This is a genomic window from Gordonia sp. NPDC003424, from assembly GCF_053588655.1.
In genome coordinates, this window is the sequence record NZ_JBSFQJ010000002.1 from 383,521 (window position 1) to 401,879 (window position 18,359).

Below are 18,359 nucleotides of genomic sequence, written 5' to 3' on the forward strand. Positions count from 1 at the left end.
GTGTGAGGTGCAACGCACACAGCGGCTGCGCTAAGGTCCTGCTAGCGAATCGGGGGTTCGGTAGATGCATGGGGGAATCTTTGCCTGCGCAGGCAACGTTGTGGTGCCGTGCGTGCGTCCAGGCGCTCTCGCGCACTGGCGCGACGGGGCGACGGCATGACGGGGCCCGGCGGGGGGCCACAGCGCTGGTTCGATGACATTCCCGCGTGGCCGGCCACCGGCGCGACCCCCGCGCGTGAACTCGCGCGTGAGCTGGCGTCGGCCAGGCTCGGGCTTACCGATGCGTATTCGCCATCGGCGCACCCTGAGGCGATTGCGCCCGCCGTCGGCCACGACGAGAGCCTGACACCCCGGAGCACCTTCGACCAGCCTGCGACGGACTGGGAGTCCTTCCTCGCCACCGAAGCCGACAAGTCGAAACAGAAGTTTCGGCGCGACTCCGAGAGCAACTCCAGACCCGGTGGCGGATGGACGGGAAAGCGGACGGCGATCGTCGGAGTCGCTGCGGTCGTCCTCCTGGTCCTCGTCGGATCGACTCTCGCCCTCGTTCGTGTGGCCGGGGGCGCCGAGGAGGACCCGGCCGCTCAACCCCAGACCACGTCGGCCGAGACCACGACGGCGACCGCCGACGCTGGGAGTTCCTGTCCGTCGAACACCAGTGGCGGTCTCACCACCGGCAACGACGCCGGGGACCTGCAGTCCGGGCCGGGTGTCATCAAGGCGTTCAACCACGCGTACTACGTCGAACGGTCTGCGCAGCAGGCCGTCGCGGTCGCGGTCCCGAATGCTGTTGCGAAACAGGAAATTCTGCAGCAGTACATCGATCAGGTACCGGCCGGCACGACGCATTGCCTGTCGATCACCGACCGTGGGAACAACACCTTCAGCGTCCTGCTCACCGAAAGCTCGCCCGGCAAAGCACAAGTCGTTTACCGACAGACGATCGAGACCGTGCAGACAGACGGCAAGTATCTCATCGCTTCTATCAAAGCCGACGAATAGCACTGCAACGCAGAACAACTCACTCACGGCGCAGGGGGCGTCGCGAGATCATCCACGAGGGGAATCGAACGAATCATGAAGCACTACATGCGCAATGGAGCAGGGCGCTCCACGACGATGAAGACCACCCTGACCTCCGCGGTCCTGGTCGCGTCCATCGCCACCGGACTCGGCGCGGGTGCCGCCGTTGCTGCTCCCGAGCAGGGTGGCACCAACCCCAATGACACTGCGCCCCAACAGGGCGGCACCACTCCGGATCAGTCTGCGCCACAGCAGGGCGGGACCGCGCCCACCCCCGAGCTCCGGCAGGTCGAGCCCGCCGCGCCGGTGTATGTCCCCGGTCCGGGAACGATTCCGGCTCCGCCGCAGGAGGCCCCGTACCAGCCGTACACCCAGCAGGACGCATCACCGAACTATCAGACCGCATACAACCCGGTGCCCGAAGAACCGTTGACGGTGCCGAAACCCGTTGCGCCGGTGAGGCCGATCGCGCCTCCGCGGAACATGCTGCGGGTCGGTAACTGGGTGAGCGAGAAGCCCACTTGGCTGACGAAGAACGACGTCAACTCGATCAACGCGTGGTCGGCGTACGGCGAGGCGAAGATCGCCCAGGGTTTGATCTCGGTGGGTGTTCCCAAGGATGAGGCAAGTCGACGGGCGGCGTCCACCATCATCGGCGTGATGTCGGGTGGCACGGCGGGTGCTGCGGCACTTGGTATTCCGGCCATCATCCCCGGTGCTCTGGTGGGTGCAGGAATTGGAGCGGTGGCCGGTGCCGGCATCGGAGCGGCCTCCGGCGCGATATCGCTGATCGTCACGACCGGCGGAGTGGGTGCCGCAGGGGCCGGACCGGCCGCACTTGCCGCAGCCGGGCCGGGCGCACTCATCGGCGCGGGTATCGGTGCTGTTGTCGGCGGAGCCGCCGCGGGAGCAGTGGCCGGAACCGTCGGCGCCGTCGTCGGCGGCACTCTCGGCGGCGGCGCCGCGTACGCCCTGGGTGCCGGAGACCCCGGCACGAACCCCCAGGCACCGTGGCTGCTGAACCAGACCGACCCGCAGACGGATCCGTCCGAGCCGACGGGCCCCAACCAGTTCCGCATCACCCTGCCTGCCGATCAGGCGTCCAAGGCCGGACTCCCCGCCGTCGACTACGTGGTCAACTCGCGCGGTGACGTGCACGCGGAGACCCAGATCGGCGAGCGCACTCTCGCCGTCAACTGGGACGCCGGCCGCGCACAGGCGCCATACCGGGCACTGGGTCCGGTGGGAGACCAGGCGCAGAAGAGCATCCGCGAGGCCACCAAGCAGGCGACCAAGAATCTGCAGAGGCAGATGCCGAACGTGCAGGTGACCTGGGCGCCGGCGGCCGGCTGACACCACGCTCACACCAGGCGTCGAGACATGCACCCAGCAGGTCCGTCGCCGTTGCACCATCTGTCCGCGAAACCCCGATCGATACACTGAGTTCCGATGAATCACGACCCACATGACCAACCGCCCGTCGACCCGCGCGCACTACCCGAGCACGCGGTCGTCGTGTGCGGCACGGCCGGCGGCGTCGGGACGTCGGTGGTGGCGGCCCTGCTCGCCGAGTATCGGGCGGCGACCACGCTCGGTCCGATGTCCTGGTGGGTCGACGCGGCAAGCAACGACGGCGACATGGAGCTGCGGCTCAAGGGTCACGGCGATCCGGAACTTCTGCGGTCGACAATGGGCACGGGTCTGTGGCTGCCGCCGGAGGGCGCAACCGTCCCCGAGGCCATCGTCGAATCCTGGCGTCGTGGGGCGGTTCCCGTCGTCGATGCCGGAGCGCGGGCGCTGAGCGTGCTACCCGATCTCGTGGAGAGTGAACTCGCCCACGTGACACCGGTTGTGGTCATCGGTCCGAGACCCGATCTGCTGAATCGTGCGCGGATCATCTTCAGCGAGTGGGAACGGGTCGGGCTGCTGCGGTCGACGATCGTCGTGATCTGTTGCCAGGTACCGACTCTCAACCACGAAGCGCTGACTCAGATGGTGACGGATGCGGTCAGTGGACAGGTTGCCGGCGTGATCGGACTCGACTACGACCCGGTGCTCGGTGCCGGTACGGCACTGGATCGCGGTGCCCAGGAGGCATTTTCGCCACACACGCACGCGGCATTACAAGCGCTCGCCGCCGCCACGAGCGATGCTCGAATGTAGTTCGGCTCAACACGTTGCCGGCACTCAGGGCTTCGCCGTCTACAGCAACACGGCGGTGCCGGTCCCGCAGTCGGGTAGCACCGCCTTCTACATGCTCGTGCCGTAGCGGATGGCGAACTGACCCTTACGAACCCTGCCCGGCAATCCAGAAGTAGATCACCAACACGAACACGACCACCACGACATAGAGCCAGCCGATCCAAATAGCCACGCGCGCATACGATTCACCGAGCTCCCTGGTGCGGGAAATGGTCGACCGGGCGCGGTAGCCGAGGAACAGTCCGATGGGTGCGGTGATGCCCAGGAGCGAGAGCACCAACGCCCAGATGGCGGTGCGGTTGGTCGCCGGCGCACGGGTTGCCGCCGCCGGCGCGTTCCGTTTGGCAGGCGCACCGTCGCCACGGGTTCGTGAGGTCACCGGTGTGTCCGATGCGTCGCCGTCGGAACGGCTGGCGGAGTAGGCAAGTGGTTGATCCGTGCTCGTGGTGTCGGACTTGCTGGTCGAGATGATCGGCTCGATGTCGTCGTCGAGAAACGGTTCGGGACGGGCGCGGTTCTCGGCGTCACCGGAGCGCGGCACCGTCGAATGACGACCGCTGGACTCCGACGACGGAGACGGGACTTCGCGTGTCGGACTCGCGGCCGGTCCGGCCTTCGTCGGGGCAGAACTCGGTGGTGGCCCACCGGAATCCGTAACGCGGGGCGCATTTCTCGCCAACTCGCCGGCCGTCGGGGGAGTGCCGGCCGGCCCCGAACGACCGGGCGCGGGTCCGCGAGGCGGTGGCGGTCGATATCCGGGAGGGGGCGGACCGTTGCGTCTCGGCGCTCCCGGCCGGGTGCCGGGCGGAGCGGTGTTCCATGGCGGAATGCCACCGCCGGAACCTTCGGGAGGCGCGGAACCCCTCGGCGGTGGTATCGGCCCACGCCGCGGCGGAGCGCCCGGCGGTACCGGGCCCGGCCCGGGGGGCGGCCGCCGGGAATCGGAGGTGGTCGGCGGGCCGGAAGGACCGCCGAGCGAGGAGCGTTCGGGGCCCGGCTGATCGGGTGGCGACGACGGGCGGCGACTGCCGTAGCGGCCGACGCTGGAGCCGGGGAGTGGATCTGGTGCGGTGACCGGTCCGAGTGGTGGGCGTTCCCAGGGTGCCGCCACCTGTGGTGCCGGCGGCGCGGCGTCGTCGGTTCCGCTACCGGCGTCGTCGTCGGCGGGGGAACTCGAACTGTCGTCGGAGGTCACGGTTACAAATTACCGGTGCACGGACCGGAACAGTGCCCCTACCGCACTACGACGCCGCCGGCGCCTCACCCACGGGCTGGAGCGGGAGATCCTCGACCCGGGGCACGGTCGGCGAGATCGGCGGCGGATCCTTTCGCGCCCGAAGGGCGACGACCACGGTGCCGGCGGTCAACACGGCGATCACGGCAGCGGCGATCGCCGACCACACATACTTCTTCGACATGACTCCAGCGTGCCAGGCCCCGCGTCCTCTGTCATGCCGGGTGTGTTCGCCGAGGGCTGCAACCACCCGATCGCAGAAGTGGTTGGATGGATGACGTGACTACCAAGACGCAGACCGCGACCCTGCACACCAATCGCGGCGACATCGTTGTCGATCTCTTCGGAAACCACGCACCCAAGACGGTGGCCAACTTCACCGGCCTCGCCGACGGCTCGGCCGAGTACAGCCAGCCCAACGCCTCCGGTGGTAACAGCGGGCCGTTCTACGACGGCTCGGTGTTCCACCGGGTCATCGAGGGCTTCATGATCCAGGGTGGCGACCCGACCGGCACCGGCCGTGGCGGCCCCGGCTACCAGTTCGCCGACGAATTCCATCCGGAGCTGCAGTTCGACCGCCCGTACCTGCTCGCCATGGCCAACGCCGGCCCGGGCACCAACGGTTCGCAGTTCTTCATCACCGTCGGGCCCACCCCGCACCTCAACCGGCGGCACACCATCTTCGGTGAGGTCACCGATCCGACGTCCCAGCAGGTCGTGGACGCGATCGCGGGCACCTCGACCGATCGCGCCGACCGGCCGCTCGACGCCGTGGTGATCGAAAAGGTCGAGATCAACTGACCGGACCCCACCACCCCGATCCACCACACACCGCCGGCGCGCCGGCGGTGTGTTTTCGGCATCCCGACCGTCCGACCGGGCAGTCGTGCAGCCGCTGTGGACGACCCGCCTGTCCGGAATGTCTTCGGCCGGCGGCCGTCGGACAGCACTGCGTCGACTGCCTCGCCCGTGACGGTGTCCAGCGGTCGGCGATCGAGCCGACCTTCGGCGACCGCGGCATCCGGCCCATGGTCGCCAAACCGATGGTCGCCGCCCGGCCCTACGCGACCTACGGTCTGATCGCGGTCAACGTCCTCGTCTTCGCCATCTGCGCCCTGCAGGCCCGCAGCACCGACATGATCCGATCGCCGCTGTTCGTCGACTGGGCGCTGTACAAGCCATGGGTGGCCGGCGGCGAGTACTGGCGTCTGCTGACCGCCGGTTTCCTGCACTTCTCGGTCACCCACATCGCCGTCAACATGATCTCGCTGTACATCCTCGGCCGCGACCTCGAGATCGCGGTGGGAATACCCCGCTACCTGGCGATCTACTTCACCGCGCTGCTCGGTGGCAGCGCGGCGGTCATGCTGCTCGGGTCGGACAACGCGATCAACGCCGGCGCCTCCGGCGCCATCTACGGCCTGATGGGGGCCGTCCTCATCATCGTGTTGAAGGCGAAGGCGTCGCCGGTGCCGGTCATCTCGGTGATCGTGCTGAACCTGGTCATGTCGGTGACCATCCCGGGCATCTCGCTGCTCGCGCACGTCGGCGGACTCCTGTTCGGGGCCGCCGCCACCGCCGGCATCATCTTCCTGCCCCACTGGCTGCTGGCGCCGGAGAAGCGCACCGCGGCAGCGGTGAGCAGGATCGGCTGGATCGCGATCGTGGTGTTGCTGCTGGTGGCACTCGCCATCGGTGTCGGGGTCGGCCTGACGACCGGCACCCACAGCGTCCTCAACTGAGGACAGCGCTCGAGCCGGGCGTGCTCAGGGAGGCTGCCGCGTCAGGTCCGCGCATCCTGCACGTCGAATCCGGCCCGGCGCAACCCGTCGGCCACCTCGGTCACGTCCGCGCCGAGATCCCACCGACTGAACACGATCAGCCGCGTGTCGTCGCGCAACTGTCCCGAGGGTGCCGCGACGGGTGCACCGTCGGGCAGCACGTCGATCTGCAGCTGCCCGGACCGCCGGCCGATGCGGCGCATCTCGAGCACCCGGATCCGCTCGATGCGGTCCCGCTGGTAGATACGCCGACCACCGATCGTCCGCACGGCCAACTCTCCGTCGATGGTCACCGCGAGCCGGGGCCGCATCACCAGGGCAAGCATGCCCACGGCCAGAAGCAGCAGTGCGGCGGCACCCATCAGCACCAGGCCGGCCGGATCGGAGGCCGCGAAGAAGGCTGCCAGGAACAACAGAAGCCCCCCGATCAGCAGCGTGAACGCCGCGGGCTTCGGGGTCGACCATGCCCGTGTGGACAGATCACGAGAGTTATCCACAGGGGTTACTCACAATGGGGATGAGTTACACACATGTCATTTCCACAGTGTGGATAACTCACACGCGTGTGACTACGCAGGTCAGAGGGCGTTACCGCCATCGCATGGTCATCAGCAGGCCGACGACCATCAGCGAGAACCCGATCAGGAAGTTCCACGCACCCAGCTGGCTCATCCAGTGCAGTGCGCGGCCCTCGTCCCCGTATGCGGATTGTGCCCCGATGTAGAACACGATCAGCCATGCCAGACCGAGCAGCATCAGCCCCAGCATGATGGAGACGTAGATCGTGCTCGACGGTCCGGCCTTCACCTTCACCGGCGTCCGGCTGGCCGGGTTGATGGTGTAGTCGGTCTTCTTCCGGACTTTTGACTTCGGCATGGCTTCCTCTGTGGTGCTGCACAGCCTCCGACGGCTGTCTTGACGTGCGTACGTACCTGATGGCTACCCTCTACGGTAACGCACGCGCGCGGTAGCCTGACGGGGTGAATCACGCGTCTGCGCACGTGGGAGCGTCTTCGGCCCGCATCCTGGTCATCGACAACTACGACAGCTTCGTCTACAACCTGGTCCAGTACCTCGGCCAGCTCGGCGTCGAGGCCGTCGTGTGGCGCAACGACGCTCCGCAACTGGCTGACCTCACCGCCGCCATCGAGGGGTTCGACGGTGTGTTGCTGTCCCCGGGCCCCGGTACGCCGCAGCGCGCCGGCGCGACGATGCCCATGGTCGACGTCGCCCGGCAGACCGGAAAACCGCTGCTCGGCGTGTGTCTGGGACATCAGGCGATCGGCGCGGCCTTCGGCGGCACCGTCGATCGCGCACCGGAACTGCTACACGGCAAGACGTCGCTGGTCTTCCACGAGGACGCGGGCGTGCTCGTGGGTCTGCCCGACCCGTTCACCGCGACGCGCTACCACTCGCTGACCGTCGTGCCGGACACGATTCCCGACGAATTGATCGTCACGGGTCGCACAGAGTCGGGCATCGTGATGGCGATGATGCACCGCGAGCTGCCGATTCACGGTGTCCAGTTCCACCCGGAGAGCGTCCTGACCCAGGGGGGCCACCGAATGCTGGCCAACTGGCTGGAGGTCTGCGGGTTCGGCGTCGACGAATCGCGGGTGGCCGCCCTCGAGGCGGAGATGGCCGCCGCGATCGGCTGACCCGGTGCGGGATCAGCCGGGCAACAGGCTGAGCTGTCCGACCACGATCGACACCGCACCGTCCTGAGGGACGCGGGTGCCCGGTGCCGGCGACTGCGACACCACCTTGCCGTTGTCCGGGCTGCCCAGCGGTACGTTGCGTGTCGATCGGGTCAGCGTGGTGTTCTGCCACCCCGACGATTCCAGCGTTGCTTGTGCCTGCTGCGGGGTCTGCCCGCGCAGGTTGGGCATCACGAACATGTTGCCGCGCGACACGGTGATCTGGACGGTGCTGCCCTGTTCGACGATGGTTCCACCGGTGGGCGAGCTGCTGACGACCTGTCCGGCCGGCAGCTCGGAGTCTCCGGAAACGGTGACCACCTTCAGACCGACCTGTTCGAGCACCGTGCGTGCCGCGTCCTCGGTCTGCCCCGTCACATCCGGGACGGTGATCTGTTTCGGTCCGTTGCCGACGTGGACCACCACGGCGCCGTTGACGGGCGCATCGGTTCCGGTCGGGGGAGTGGTGCTGACCACCTTGTCCTTGAGTTCCCCACTTGAGTCCACGCGGTCGGTCCTCACGTTGGAGAACCCGAGGACCCGCAGTGCCTCGGTCGCCTCGTCGGGGGTCTTGCCGCGCAGGTCGGGCATCTGATGACGCTGCGGTCCCGACGAGATGTACAGCGTGATTTCGGAACCCTCTGTCGCGAGGACATTCTCGGCGGGTGCGGAGCGCGTCGCCGAGCCGCTCGGCACGGTCAGACTCGGTTCCTCGAGTTGCTTGACCCGGAAGCCGGCCTTCTCGAGGGCGCCGCGCGCCTCGTCCATCGGTTTACCCGCGACCACCGGGACCGGCAGCTGCTGGGCGGTCTCGGATCCCCACGGGGCCCACAGCAGCAGCCCGGCCACCAGGATCACCACGGTCGCCAACCCACCGATCAGGAGCGCGGTGCGTCGTCGTCGTCGGATCTGGTCATCCGGTTGGTCGTCGTCGGGATCCTGGCGGTGCAACCCGATCGCACGTCGCGGCCCGGTGTCGGACAGCAGGCGCCGCGGACCGGTGTCCATGAACTCGGTCCGGTCTTCGTCGGAGAGCAGCATCGGGGCCGACGGTTTACCGCCCGCGAGCACCTTGATGATGTCGGCGCGCAGTTCTGCAGCCGACTGGTATCGGTTCGCCGGATTCTTGCTCATCGCCTTGAGCACCACCGAGTCGAGCTCGCGCGGGATCTCCGGGCGGATCGTCGACGGCCACGGCGGATCCTCGTGGACGTGCTGATGCGCGACCGCCACCGGGGAATCGCCGGTGAACGGCGGCTCGCCGGTGAGCAGCTCGAACAGCACGCAGCCCATCGAGTAGATGTCGCTGCGTGGGTCGACCTTGATGCCGCGCGCCTGTTCCGGCGACAGGTACTGCGCGGTGCCCATGACCGCCGACGTCTGGGTCATCGTCGACGTCGCATCACCCATCGCCCGGGCGATGCCGAAGTCCATCACCTTGACCGCGCCCGCCCGGTCGATCATCACGTTGGCGGGTTTCATGTCGCGGTGCACGATGCCGTTGCGGTGGGAGAAGTCCATGGCGGCCGCGACGTCGGCCATCCAGGTCATCGCCTGGCGCGGCGCGACCGGACCGTTGGCGCGCAGGATGTCGCGCAGCGTGTCGCCGTCGACGTATTCCATGACGATGAACGGCAGCGGACCGTCCGGGGTCTCGGCCTCCCCGGTGTCGAACACCTGCACGATGGTCGGGTGATTGAGCTTCGCGGCGTTCTGCGCCTCGCGGCGGAACCGCAGGTAGAAGGTGGGGTCGCGGGCGAGGTCGGCTCGCAATACCTTGACCGCGACGTCGCGGTGCAGACGAAGATCCCGCGCGAAATGCACCTCGGACATGCCGCCGAAACCGAGTGTCTCGCCGAGCTCGTAGCGATCGGACAGGTGGTGCGGAGTCGACATCACCCTGCGATCACCGCCTCCCGGCTGCTCATTGAGGACCCCAGTCCACCGCGATGCACCTGCCCGACTGGCTTTCGACGCGACACCCCACCCATTATCGCCATGTCAGTTGCCTGGCAGACCGGGGATGCTGAAGCTGAATCTGGGTGCACCGGGGTCGGTGGTGTCGGTGGTCTCGGTGGTCTGCTCCTGCGTCGTCTCCTCGGTGGTGGTCGGTTCCGGCGTGGTCGTCGTCGGTTCCGGCGTGGTCGTCCGGGTCGGCGTCTCCTCGGTGGTCTGCACCGGTTGCTGCTGTTCCTCGGTGGTCTGCGGGGTGGCCGTGGTGGTTTCGGTGACCGTGGTCGGTGACGGCGTCGGCGCCTTGGGTGACGACGAGGAGTTGCTCACCAGCCAGTACCCGATCAGGACCAGCGCCGCGAGCAACATCGCCCCGGCCACACCGGCAAGCACCTTCTGGCCGGTGGTCCAGCTGTTGTCGTCGACGGGCGGCATCGGCCGGCTCGGTGGCCGGCTGGTGGTGCGGGCCGTCGACGGACGATTGGCCGACGACGTTCCGGGAGTGGTGCCGGTCATGGCGCGCGTCGACGGACGCACCGCGGCACCGGCGACGGCGCCCGCGGCGGCCGCCCCGGCGATCGCACCCGGCCTCGGGGGCCGGTGACCGGCCCGAACCGCGGCGACCGCGTCGGCGAACTGACCGCCGTTGGTGTAGCGCTGCTTCGGGTCCTTGGCCATCGCGATCTCGATGAGCTCACGAACGTTGGCCGGGACGGTCGACGGCAACGGCGGCGGTGTCTCGCGGATATGCTTCATCGCCACCGTGATCGCGCCGTCGCCGAGGAACGGCCGCCGCCCGGTGAGGGCCTCGTAGCCGACCACGCCGAGCGAGTAGACGTCCGACGCGGCGGTCGCCTCCTCACCCGTCGCCTGCTCCGGCGAGATGTACTGGGCGGTGCCCATCACCATGCCGGTCTGTGTCACCGGGGCCGCGTCGACGGCCTTGGCGATGCCGAAGTCGGTGATCTTCACCTGACCGGTCGGGGTGATCAGGATGTTGCCGGGCTTCACGTCCCGGTGGACCAGCCCCGCGACGTGCGCAGCTTGCAGCGCCCGGCCGGTCTGCTCGAGCATGTCGAGGGTGTTGGTCAGCGAGAGCCGGCCCATCCGCGAGATCACCGAGTTCAGCGGTTCACCGTCGACGAGTTCCATCACCAGATACGCCAGCGGCGCCCCGCCACCGCGGTCGGGTGTCTCGCCGTAGTCGAAGACGTTGGCGATGCCGGGATCGTTGAGTTTCGCGGTCGTCTGCGCCTCGGTGCGGAACCGCGCGGTGAACTCCGGGTCGTCGGAGTACTCGGCCTTGAGGACCTTGACCGCCACCCGCCGGTTCAGCCGGGTGTCGAGACCCTCCCACACCTGACCCATGCCACCGGTCGCGATGAGTCTCATCAACCGGTAGCGGTCGGCAATGGTGGTGCCACTTTGCAGAGTCATCAGCTTCCACCTCCCACCAGGGCGTTGATCACCGCACGCCCGATCGGCGCGGCCACCGCGCCACCCGTCGACGCCGCACCGAGGTCGCCGTTCTCCACCACCACGGCGACGGCGATCTGCGCGTTCGACGACGGCCCGAACGCGATGTACCAGGAATAGGGGGTCTCCGACTCGACATCCGAGGTGTCGGAGTGCTCGGCGGTACCCGTCTTCGACGCGATCGACACCGGACCCCCGGCACCGAGCGTCGCCCGTTCCGATTCGATCATCAGCGACGTCAGCGTCGCCGCCTGATCCGAGCTGATCGGCTCGTTGATCGTCGTCGGCTGGGTCGTCTGCAGTGTGCGCAGGTCGGCGGCCTGCAGCTTGTCCACCAGATACGGCTGCATCCGCACGCCACCGTTGGCGACGGTCGCCGCGACCATGGCCATCTGCATCGGCGTCACCCGGACGTCGCGCTGCCCGATCGACGACTGGCCGAGCGCCGCGAGATCGGGGATCTCACCGACGGTCGAGCGGGTCACCGGCAGCGGCGTGTCGGGCTGCTTCTCGTCGATCCCGAACCGCTGTGCGGTCTCCTTGAACACGGTGATCGGGTCCTTCATCTTGCTGGTCGTGAGGTCCACGAACGCCGTATTGCACGAATATTTGAACGCCTGCGTCAGCGTCACCGTGCCGCCCACGGAACCCGGGCAGGTCTCGCCGCCGTAGTTGCTGAGCGTCGTGACGGTGTCGGGCAGGGTGATGGTGGGGGCGGCGGTCAGCCGGATGTCGGGGGTGATGCCGTCGCGCAGCGCCGAAGCCGTCGTGACCACCTTGAATGTCGAACCCGGCGGGTAGAGCTGGTTGATCGCGCGGTTGAGCATCGGCATGTTGATGTCGCCCGGTTGGTTCCACGCGGCCCAACTGCGTTCGCGCACCGCCTGGTCGTGGCTGGCCAACCGGTTCGGGTCGTAGCTCGGGCTCGACGCCAGCGCCAGGATCTTCCCGGTGTTGGGCTGCAGCGCCACCACCGCACCCCGGCAGCCGCCGCTGCACCCGTTGCGCAGACCGTCGAACGCCACCCGCTGCAGGCGCGGGTTGACCGTCGAGACGACGTTGCCGCCGCGCGGGTCGCGCCCGGAGAACATGTCCATGAACCGCTGCCCGAACAACCGGTCGTCGTTGCCGTTGAGGATCGAGTTCTCGTACAGCTCCAGACCGGTACTGCCGTACTGGAACGAGTAGTAGCCGGTCACCGGGGCGAACGCCTCGGCGCCCGTCTGCGGATATGTACGCAGGAACTTGAGCCGGCCCTCGCTCGGCACCGACACCGCGACGACCTGACCGCCGCTGGCGGTGATCGCACCGCGCTGCCGGGCGTACTCGTCGAGCAGCACCCGGTTGTTCCGCGGGTCCGAGCGCAATGCGTCGGCCTTGAACACCTGCACATACGTGGCGTTGGCGAGCAACGCGACGACCATGACGATCACCGCGATCGACACCCGCCCGATCGGCTTGTTCACCGGCCCACCACCTGCGTGGGCAGCGAGTCGACACTCTTCGGCGCCGGCCGACGCCGCGTCGGATCCGGTTCGCGCGCCGCGTTGGAGATGCGGATCAGCAGTGCCACCAGGATGTAGTTGGCCAGCAGCGACGACCCGCCGTAGGACAGGAACGGAGTGGTCAGACCAGTCAGCGGGATCAGCTTGGTCACACCGCCGACGACGACGAACACCTGCACCGCGATGGTGAACGCCAGCCCGGTGGCCAGCAGCTTGCCGAAGCTGTCGCGCACGGCGATACCGGTGCGCAGTCCGCGCATCACGAAGATCAGGTACAGCATCAGGATGGCGGCCAGCCCGGCCAGGCCGAGTTCCTCGCCGACCGTGGCGATGATGAAGTCGGTGTTGGCGAACGGCACGATGTTCGGCCGGCCGGATCCGAGGCCGGTGCCGAACAGGCCGCCGGTGGCCAGGCCGAACAGGCTCTGGCCGATCTGATACCCGGCGCCGTCGAAGTCGCTGAACGGGTCGCGCCAGATCTCCACCCGGACCTGCAGGTGGGCGAACAGCTGGTAGGCGATCAGGGCGCCGACCACGAAGAGCACAACACCGAGGACCAGCCAGCTGGCCCGTTCGGTCGCGACGTAGACCATGGTCAGGACCGTGGAGAAGATCAGCAGCGACGAACCCAGATCGGCCGAATACGCGAGCACGGCGATCGAGACGAACCAGGCGGCCAGCAGCGGACCGAGGTCGCGGGCGCGGGGGAAGTCCATGCCGAGGAAGTGTCGCCCGGCGGTGGTGAACAGGTCTCGCTTGGACACCAGGAACGCCGCGGTGAAGATGATGATGAGGATCTTGGCGAACTCGCTGGGCTGAATGGAGAAGAACGGGGTGATGATCCAGTTCTTGGACCCGTTGATCTCGGACATCGACGACGGCAGGATCGCCGGGATGATCAGCAGGATCAAACCGCCCAGGCCGAGGGTGTACGAGTATCGCGACAGCGTCCGATGGTCGCGGATCAGGATGAGGATCGCGGAGAACGCCAGGATCCCCAGGACCGCCCACAGCAGTTGCTGATCGGCGTTGTCGGTGCGGTCCGTGGCGTTGATCGTCTCGCCGGTGCGGCCGGTACCCAGGTCGAGGCGATGGATGAGCACCAGGCCCAGACCGTTGAGGACCGCGACCACCGGCAGCAGGATCGGATCGGCGTGCGGCGCGTACCGACGAACCACCATGTGGGCGGCCCCGAAGAGCGCGGTGTAGGCCGCCACGTACTTCGCGATGTCCCAGGTGATGGTCTCGCCCTGCGCCGCCTGCACGATGAGCAGCGCCACGGTCACCAGACCGATGGCGAACACGAGCAGCAGCATCTCGGTGGTGCGTCCGGTCTGCTCCGGTGGCTGACGCGGCGGCGCGTGGACCGCTGATTGGCTCATTCAGTGACCCCGGCAGACCTTGTGGCCGTCACTGTCGTACTGTGCCGGCACCGTCGGGGTGGTCGAGGCACTGCTCGAGGGAGCGCCGTTCGGGGAACCGGACGCCGGAACCGACGAAGCGCTCGGGAACGGGGCCGAGGGTGCGCTCGCACCGGGAGTCACCGAGATCGACTGCGGCGCACCGGGCACCGGGGCCGCCGGCGGTGTCGCGACGCGCGGCGACGGGCACAACGGCAGGAAGTTCAGGTGCTGCACGCGGTTCTGTGCGTCGGCCAGCGACAGGTTCCGGATCGAGTTTCCGACGACCGCGTTGCGGTCGAGCTCGGCCAGGTCGCCGACCTGCAGCGGCATGCACGTGTTGTCGGTGTTCCCGTAGTCGACGAACGACACCCCGGGGTCGGCCTGGTCCAGGCCGGTGACGCACACGTTCTGCGCGCCGGTACTGAGGTCGATGAATAGCACCTTGTCCGGGGAACCCTGGAAGATCGAGACGGTCCCGCCCTCTTCGCCGACGAAGTAGTTCTTCTGCACCATCGCGCGGGTCAGGAAGAAGCCGACGGCGAGCACCGCGACGACGCCGAGGACTGCGCCGAGGATCAGCCACCGGCGCAGCGGGCTGTGGGGTGGGGCGGGCTCGTCGTCGGTGAGAATCGTCGGACGTTGCGGTTCGCTGGGTGGCGGCCGCAGTGCCGCGGCCCGACCGGCCGCGGTCGACGGATTCGGGGTGTAGCCCTCGTCGTCGCCTCCGGCGGCACCACCTACGATCGGGCGGGAGTCGCCGAACTCGTCGTCGACCACGTCGGCGACGATGACCGTGACGTTGTCCGGCCCGCCGCCCCGCAGGGCCAGTTCGATGAGCCGGTCCGCGCACGCCTTGTAGTCGGTTATCGAGCCGAGGGTGTCGGCGAGGGTCTCCTCGCTGACGACGTCGGACAGGCCGTCGCTGCACAGCAGATAGCGGTCGCCGGCGCGCGCCTCCCGCATGGTCAGGGTGGGCTCGACCTCCTGGCCGGTCAACGCCCGCATGATCAGGGAGCGCTGCGGGTGGGTGTGGGCCTGTTCGGCGGTGATCCGGCCCTCTTCGACGAGCGTCTGGACAAAGGTGTCGTCCCGCGTGATTTGTGTCAGCTGGCCGTCGCGGTAGAGATAGCCGCGGGAATCGCCGATGTGGCACAAGCCGATTCGGCTGCCCGCGAACAGGATCGCGGTGAGCGTGGTCCCCATGCCGTCGAGTTCGGGGGACGCCTCGACCTGGGCGGCGATCGCCGAGTTGCCGTTGTGGACAGCGCGGTCGAGCTTGGTGAGCAGATCACCGCCCGGCTCGTCGTCGTCGAGCGAGCGCATCGCGCCGATCACCAGTTGGCTGGCCACCTCGCCGGCCGCATGCCCGCCCATGCCGTCGGCGAGCGCCAGCAGCCGGGCTCCGGCATAGACGGAGTCCTCGTTGTTCGTGCGGACCAGCCCGCGGTCACTTCGCGCGATGTAGCGCAGCACCAGCGTCACGGGCGCAGCTCGATCACGGTCTTGCCGATCCGGATCGGCGTACTGATGGGTACCTTCACCGCCGTGGTCACCTTGGACCTGTCGAGGTAGGTGCCGTTGGTGGAGCCGAGGTCTTCGACGTACCAGTCGTCGCCGCGTCTGGACAGGCGGGCGTGACGTTCGGAGGCGTAGTCGTCGGTCAGTACCAGCGTCGAGTCGTCGGCGCGGCCGATCAGCACGGGTTGGGTACCCAGCGTGATCCGCGTGTTCGCCAGCGCGCCGTGTGTGACCACCAGATAGCGCGCCGACCCGCGGGCCGCGCGTCCCGTCCGGTCACGCTTCTCGCTGCGTGTGTATCGCGCGAGGCGACTGCCGCCGGCGGTGGCGATGTCGGCCCGCAGTGTGCGGATGACGGCGTACACGAACAGCCAGAGCAACAGCAGGAACCCGATCCGGGTCAGCTGCAGCACCAAGCCCTGCATCTACGTCTTCACCTCCAGCACCATCACGTTTCGGACCCTCCCCGGGCGCCGACTGAGACAAACGGACCCGTCTGCATCTTATGGGCAGAGTCCGACTCGGCTGCCACCGAGATGTGACAGTTCCGTATCAACGCCCGACGCTGCGGGTCGGGCATGGACACGTGGCGGCTACTGGAAGCGGACGGTGATGTCGGAGTGGCCGAGGCGGATGCGGTCGCCGTCGGCGAGCTCCCAGCTGCTCACCTGCAGGTCGTTGACCGTGGTGCCGTTCGTCGAGTTGAGGTCGGTCAGCATCGCGGTGTGGCCGTCCCAGCGGATCTCCACGTGGCGACGCGACACACCGGTGTCCGGCAGGCGGAACTGGGCGTCCTGGCCACGGCCGATCACGTTGGAGCCCTCACGCAACTGGAAGGTCCGGTTGGAGCCGTCCTCGAGCAGCAGCGTCACCGACGTTGGAGCGTATGCGCCCTGCTGGTAGCCCTGGTCGTAACCGCCCTGGGCATAGGCATAGCCCTGCTGGCCGTAGCCGCCCTGCTGGTAGTCGTAGCCGCCCTGGCCATAGCCCTGATCGCCGTAGCCCTGATTGGCGTAACCCTGGTCGTAGCCCTGCGGGTAGTTCGGGTCGTAGCCCTGCTGCCCATAGCCCTGGCCATAGCCCTGTTGTCCGTAAGCCTGGTCGTAGCCTTGCTGGCTGTAGGCCTGGTCGTACCCGGGCTGGGCGTAGCCGTTCTGTCCATAGGCCTGGTCGTAGCCTTGCTGACCGTAGCCCTGCTGGGCATAAGCCGGGTCATACGCCTGCTGGCCGTAGTCGCGCTGCTCGTGGGCGCCCTGCGGGTAGTCGCGGGCACCCTGCCGGTCGCCCTGATCCGCGCCTCGACGCTGGTCGTATCCGGGGTTGTTGGTCATCTGTGGGGCTCCTGCTTCTACTTCTCGATGTGCGCGCGATGCGCGCGATTCTTGTGGCTCGGGTTGCGCGGCGGGATTCGGACGCGGTGCCGCGTCGGGATTCACCACACCGCTACTGCGAAACATGCCGGTGTGCAACGACGGTGACTGCTCGAACTCTACGACGACGCGGCCGTAGGTCTGCCACCCGTTGTCGGCGATGAAGTTCTCCAGGTGCTTGGAGTACTTGCGACGATTCAGTTCGTATTCGGCCGCGACCTGCTCGTAGTCGGTGGGACTGAAAACCACCGTGTAGCTGTTCGGCGCGAGGATCGTGCCGTCGCCGAGGTCTTCGAGGGCCTCCTCGGCCCTGCGCTGCAGCCAGTTCTCGATCTCCTGTGGTGCGACCTGTCCGCCGAAAACCCGTGCGAAGCCGTCGTCGACCGCGCTCTCGAGCTTGCTCTCTATACGTTGTAGGAATCCCACCGTCGACCTCCCTTCGCGGCTTGATTGCACACGGTTCAGGCGTGTCGCCGTGCGTGTGGCCTTGGTAGATGATACCGATTTTCGCCCGTACCCTCGGGCCCAAGTCAACTGCAGCAACGTACGCATCACCTGCCTCAGTGATGTCGTGGCGCTGAGAATACTCCGTTTTTGCCGGATGACCTGCGATTTTCGGGCTATTTCCGATGGTGAATCGAGACTTGACCCACACGTCGCCGCTCCCGACGAACCGCGGCTGGTTCCTCGGTACTCCCGCGGGTGTCTCGGCGGGGCGAGGAACCTGTCGATTCTCCCTCTGGTGTGTGTTCGCGGCCAGGGGTCCGTGGCTTCGTCCGAGGGCTTCTCCCGTTGGTGTGTGTGCGTGCGGCGCAGCCAGGAGTCCGTCGCTTCTTCCGCTGGTGTGTGTGCGTGCGGCGCGGTCAGGAGTCCGTCGCATCTCCCGCTGGTTGAGTAAGCGAGGCGACGGAGGAGCCGAGCGCATCGAAACCCCCCGCCCGCAAAACCACCCGTCGCCACCCGGTTTTGCTTCCGGCCCCACCACCTTGCTATCGTCTTCCAGTCTCTTGCAGACAGCCACGGGCGAGTGGCGGAATGGCAGACGCGCTGGCTTCAGGTGCCAGTGTCCTTCGGGACGTGGGGGTTCAAGTCCCCCTTCGCCCACCACGAGCGGTTCAGCTCACAGCGGTACACAAGTCAGGTTGCAGATACGCGGCCTGACTTTTGTTTTGCGTTCCGTTCGGTCTCAAGTCCGCC

The 18,359-nt window shown here is 67.7% G+C and carries 18 protein-coding genes and 1 tRNA gene; 7 read left to right on the forward strand and 12 right to left on the reverse strand.

Going from position 1 to position 18,359, the window contains the following annotated elements; genetic code table 11:
- Positions 1–156 precede the first annotated feature (156 nt).
- The 3 genes from ACWDTI_RS04340 to ACWDTI_RS04350 all read left to right on the forward strand — a co-directional run bounded on the left by ACWDTI_RS04340 (position 157) and on the right by ACWDTI_RS04350 (position 3,186).
- On the forward strand, positions 157–1,002 hold the full coding sequence (locus tag ACWDTI_RS04340) for a hypothetical protein (protein ID WP_449736799.1): 846 nt from the start codon (positions 157–159) through the stop codon (positions 1,000–1,002).
- A 75-nt stretch (positions 1,003–1,077) separates the two neighbouring features.
- Positions 1,078–2,376, forward strand: coding sequence for a hypothetical protein (locus ACWDTI_RS04345; protein WP_449736800.1), 1,299 nt, complete (start codon positions 1,078–1,080; stop codon positions 2,374–2,376).
- Positions 2,377–2,472: 96 nt separating this feature from the next.
- Positions 2,473–3,186, forward strand: coding sequence for a hypothetical protein (locus ACWDTI_RS04350; RefSeq protein WP_449736801.1), 714 nt, complete (start codon positions 2,473–2,475; stop codon positions 3,184–3,186).
- 124 nt (positions 3,187–3,310) lie between these two features.
- Here the strand turns inward: ACWDTI_RS04350 and ACWDTI_RS04355 are convergent, their stop codons facing one another.
- The 3 genes from ACWDTI_RS04355 to ACWDTI_RS04365 form a co-directional block, all read right to left on the reverse strand.
- A complete protein-coding gene (locus tag ACWDTI_RS04355; protein WP_449736802.1) occupies positions 3,311–3,766 on the reverse strand; it encodes a DUF4190 domain-containing protein in 456 nt (151 codons plus the stop codon).
- Entirely contained in the window at positions 3,750–4,046 is a 297-nt protein-coding gene (locus ACWDTI_RS04360; protein WP_449736803.1) for a hypothetical protein, read from the reverse strand. Before ACWDTI_RS04360 ends, ACWDTI_RS04355 begins: the two co-directional genes overlap by 17 nt.
- A gap of 420 nt (positions 4,047–4,466) precedes the next feature.
- On the reverse strand, positions 4,467–4,643 hold the full coding sequence (locus ACWDTI_RS04365; RefSeq protein WP_449736804.1) for a hypothetical protein: 177 nt from the start codon (positions 4,641–4,643) through the stop codon (positions 4,467–4,469).
- Between the two features lie 86 nt (positions 4,644–4,729).
- Between ACWDTI_RS04365 and ACWDTI_RS04370 the strand changes: the two genes are divergently transcribed.
- Together ACWDTI_RS04370 and ACWDTI_RS04375 are read left to right on the forward strand one after the other, a co-directional pair.
- Positions 4,730–5,260, forward strand: a complete 531-nt coding sequence (locus ACWDTI_RS04370) for a peptidylprolyl isomerase (RefSeq protein ID WP_449736805.1) — start codon at positions 4,730–4,732, stop codon at positions 5,258–5,260.
- Positions 5,261–5,307: 47 nt separating this feature from the next.
- Entirely contained in the window at positions 5,308–6,201 is an 894-nt protein-coding gene (locus ACWDTI_RS04375; RefSeq protein ID WP_449736806.1) for a rhomboid family intramembrane serine protease, read from the forward strand.
- A gap of 41 nt (positions 6,202–6,242) precedes the next feature.
- Here ACWDTI_RS04375 and ACWDTI_RS04380 read toward each other — a convergent pair whose 3' ends face one another.
- Complete coding sequence (locus ACWDTI_RS04380) at positions 6,243–6,737, reverse strand: PH domain-containing protein (protein WP_449736807.1); 495 nt, start codon at positions 6,735–6,737, stop codon at positions 6,243–6,245.
- A gap of 91 nt (positions 6,738–6,828) precedes the next feature.
- Complete coding sequence (gene crgA, locus ACWDTI_RS04385) at positions 6,829–7,116, reverse strand: cell division protein CrgA (protein ID WP_449736808.1); 288 nt, start codon at positions 7,114–7,116, stop codon at positions 6,829–6,831.
- 104 nt (positions 7,117–7,220) lie between these two features.
- On the opposite strand from crgA, the gene ACWDTI_RS04390 reads away from it, so the two are divergent.
- On the forward strand, positions 7,221–7,898 hold the full coding sequence (locus tag ACWDTI_RS04390; RefSeq protein ID WP_449736809.1) for an aminodeoxychorismate/anthranilate synthase component II: 678 nt from the start codon (positions 7,221–7,223) through the stop codon (positions 7,896–7,898).
- Between the two features lie 12 nt (positions 7,899–7,910).
- Here the strand turns inward: ACWDTI_RS04390 and pknB are convergent, their stop codons facing one another.
- The 7 genes from pknB to ACWDTI_RS04425 all read right to left on the reverse strand — a co-directional run bounded on the left by pknB (position 7,911) and on the right by ACWDTI_RS04425 (position 17,588).
- Positions 7,911–9,833, reverse strand: a complete 1,923-nt coding sequence (gene pknB / locus ACWDTI_RS04395; protein ID WP_449736810.1) for a Stk1 family PASTA domain-containing Ser/Thr kinase — start codon at positions 9,831–9,833, stop codon at positions 7,911–7,913.
- 105 nt (positions 9,834–9,938) lie between these two features.
- The gene (locus ACWDTI_RS04400) at positions 9,939–11,327 is read right to left on the reverse strand and encodes a protein kinase domain-containing protein (protein ID WP_449736811.1); all 1,389 of its coding nucleotides are present in this window, start codon (positions 11,325–11,327) and stop codon (positions 9,939–9,941) included.
- Positions 11,327–12,832, reverse strand: a complete 1,506-nt coding sequence (locus tag ACWDTI_RS04405) for a peptidoglycan D,D-transpeptidase FtsI family protein (protein WP_449736812.1) — start codon at positions 12,830–12,832, stop codon at positions 11,327–11,329. Before ACWDTI_RS04405 ends, ACWDTI_RS04400 begins: the two co-directional genes overlap by 1 nt.
- Complete coding sequence (locus tag ACWDTI_RS04410; protein ID WP_449736813.1) at positions 12,829–14,253, reverse strand: FtsW/RodA/SpoVE family cell cycle protein; 1,425 nt, start codon at positions 14,251–14,253, stop codon at positions 12,829–12,831. Before ACWDTI_RS04410 ends, ACWDTI_RS04405 begins: the two co-directional genes overlap by 4 nt.
- Positions 14,254–15,756: a PP2C family protein-serine/threonine phosphatase gene (locus ACWDTI_RS04415; RefSeq protein ID WP_449736814.1), complete on the reverse strand. Its 1,503-nt coding sequence runs from the start codon at positions 15,754–15,756 to the stop codon at positions 14,254–14,256.
- A complete protein-coding gene (locus ACWDTI_RS04420) occupies positions 15,753–16,217 on the reverse strand; it encodes an FHA domain-containing protein FhaB/FipA (protein ID WP_449736815.1) in 465 nt (154 codons plus the stop codon). Before ACWDTI_RS04420 ends, ACWDTI_RS04415 begins: the two co-directional genes overlap by 4 nt.
- A gap of 168 nt (positions 16,218–16,385) precedes the next feature.
- Positions 16,386–17,588 carry a DUF3662 and FHA domain-containing protein gene (locus tag ACWDTI_RS04425; RefSeq protein WP_449736816.1) on the reverse strand — a complete coding sequence of 401 codons (1,203 nt, stop codon included), beginning with the start codon at positions 17,586–17,588 and terminating at the stop codon, positions 16,386–16,388.
- Positions 17,589–18,183: 595 nt separating this feature from the next.
- Here ACWDTI_RS04425 and ACWDTI_RS04430 point away from each other — a divergent pair.
- A tRNA-Leu gene (locus tag ACWDTI_RS04430) sits at positions 18,184–18,269 on the forward strand.
- Positions 18,270–18,359: the final 90 nt, after the last annotated feature.

Bases quoted from the DNA above. Each gene is read 5' to 3' on its own strand.
- ACWDTI_RS04340 (WP_449736799.1), top strand. From the start codon at position 157: ATGACGGGGCCCGGCGGGGGGCCACAGCGCTGGTTCGATGACATTCCC.
- ACWDTI_RS04345 (WP_449736800.1), top strand. From the start codon at position 1,078: ATGAAGCACTACATGCGCAATGGAGCAGGGCGCTCCACGACGATGAAG.
- ACWDTI_RS04350 (WP_449736801.1), top strand. From the start codon at position 2,473: ATGAATCACGACCCACATGACCAACCGCCCGTCGACCCGCGCGCACTA.
- ACWDTI_RS04360 (WP_449736803.1), bottom strand. From the start codon at position 4,046: ATGGAACACCGCTCCGCCCGGCACCCGGCCGGGAGCGCCGAGACGCAA.
- ACWDTI_RS04365 (WP_449736804.1), bottom strand. From the start codon at position 4,643: ATGTCGAAGAAGTATGTGTGGTCGGCGATCGCCGCTGCCGTGATCGCC.
- ACWDTI_RS04370 (WP_449736805.1), top strand. From the start codon at position 4,730: ATGGATGACGTGACTACCAAGACGCAGACCGCGACCCTGCACACCAAT.
- crgA (WP_449736808.1), bottom strand. From the start codon at position 7,116: ATGCCGAAGTCAAAAGTCCGGAAGAAGACCGACTACACCATCAACCCG.
- pknB (WP_449736810.1), bottom strand. From the start codon at position 9,833: ATGTCGACTCCGCACCACCTGTCCGATCGCTACGAGCTCGGCGAGACA.
- ACWDTI_RS04400 (WP_449736811.1), bottom strand. From the start codon at position 11,327: ATGACTCTGCAAAGTGGCACCACCATTGCCGACCGCTACCGGTTGATG.
- ACWDTI_RS04410 (WP_449736813.1), bottom strand. From the start codon at position 14,253: ATGAGCCAATCAGCGGTCCACGCGCCGCCGCGTCAGCCACCGGAGCAG.
- ACWDTI_RS04420 (WP_449736815.1), bottom strand. From the start codon at position 16,217: ATGCAGGGCTTGGTGCTGCAGCTGACCCGGATCGGGTTCCTGCTGTTG.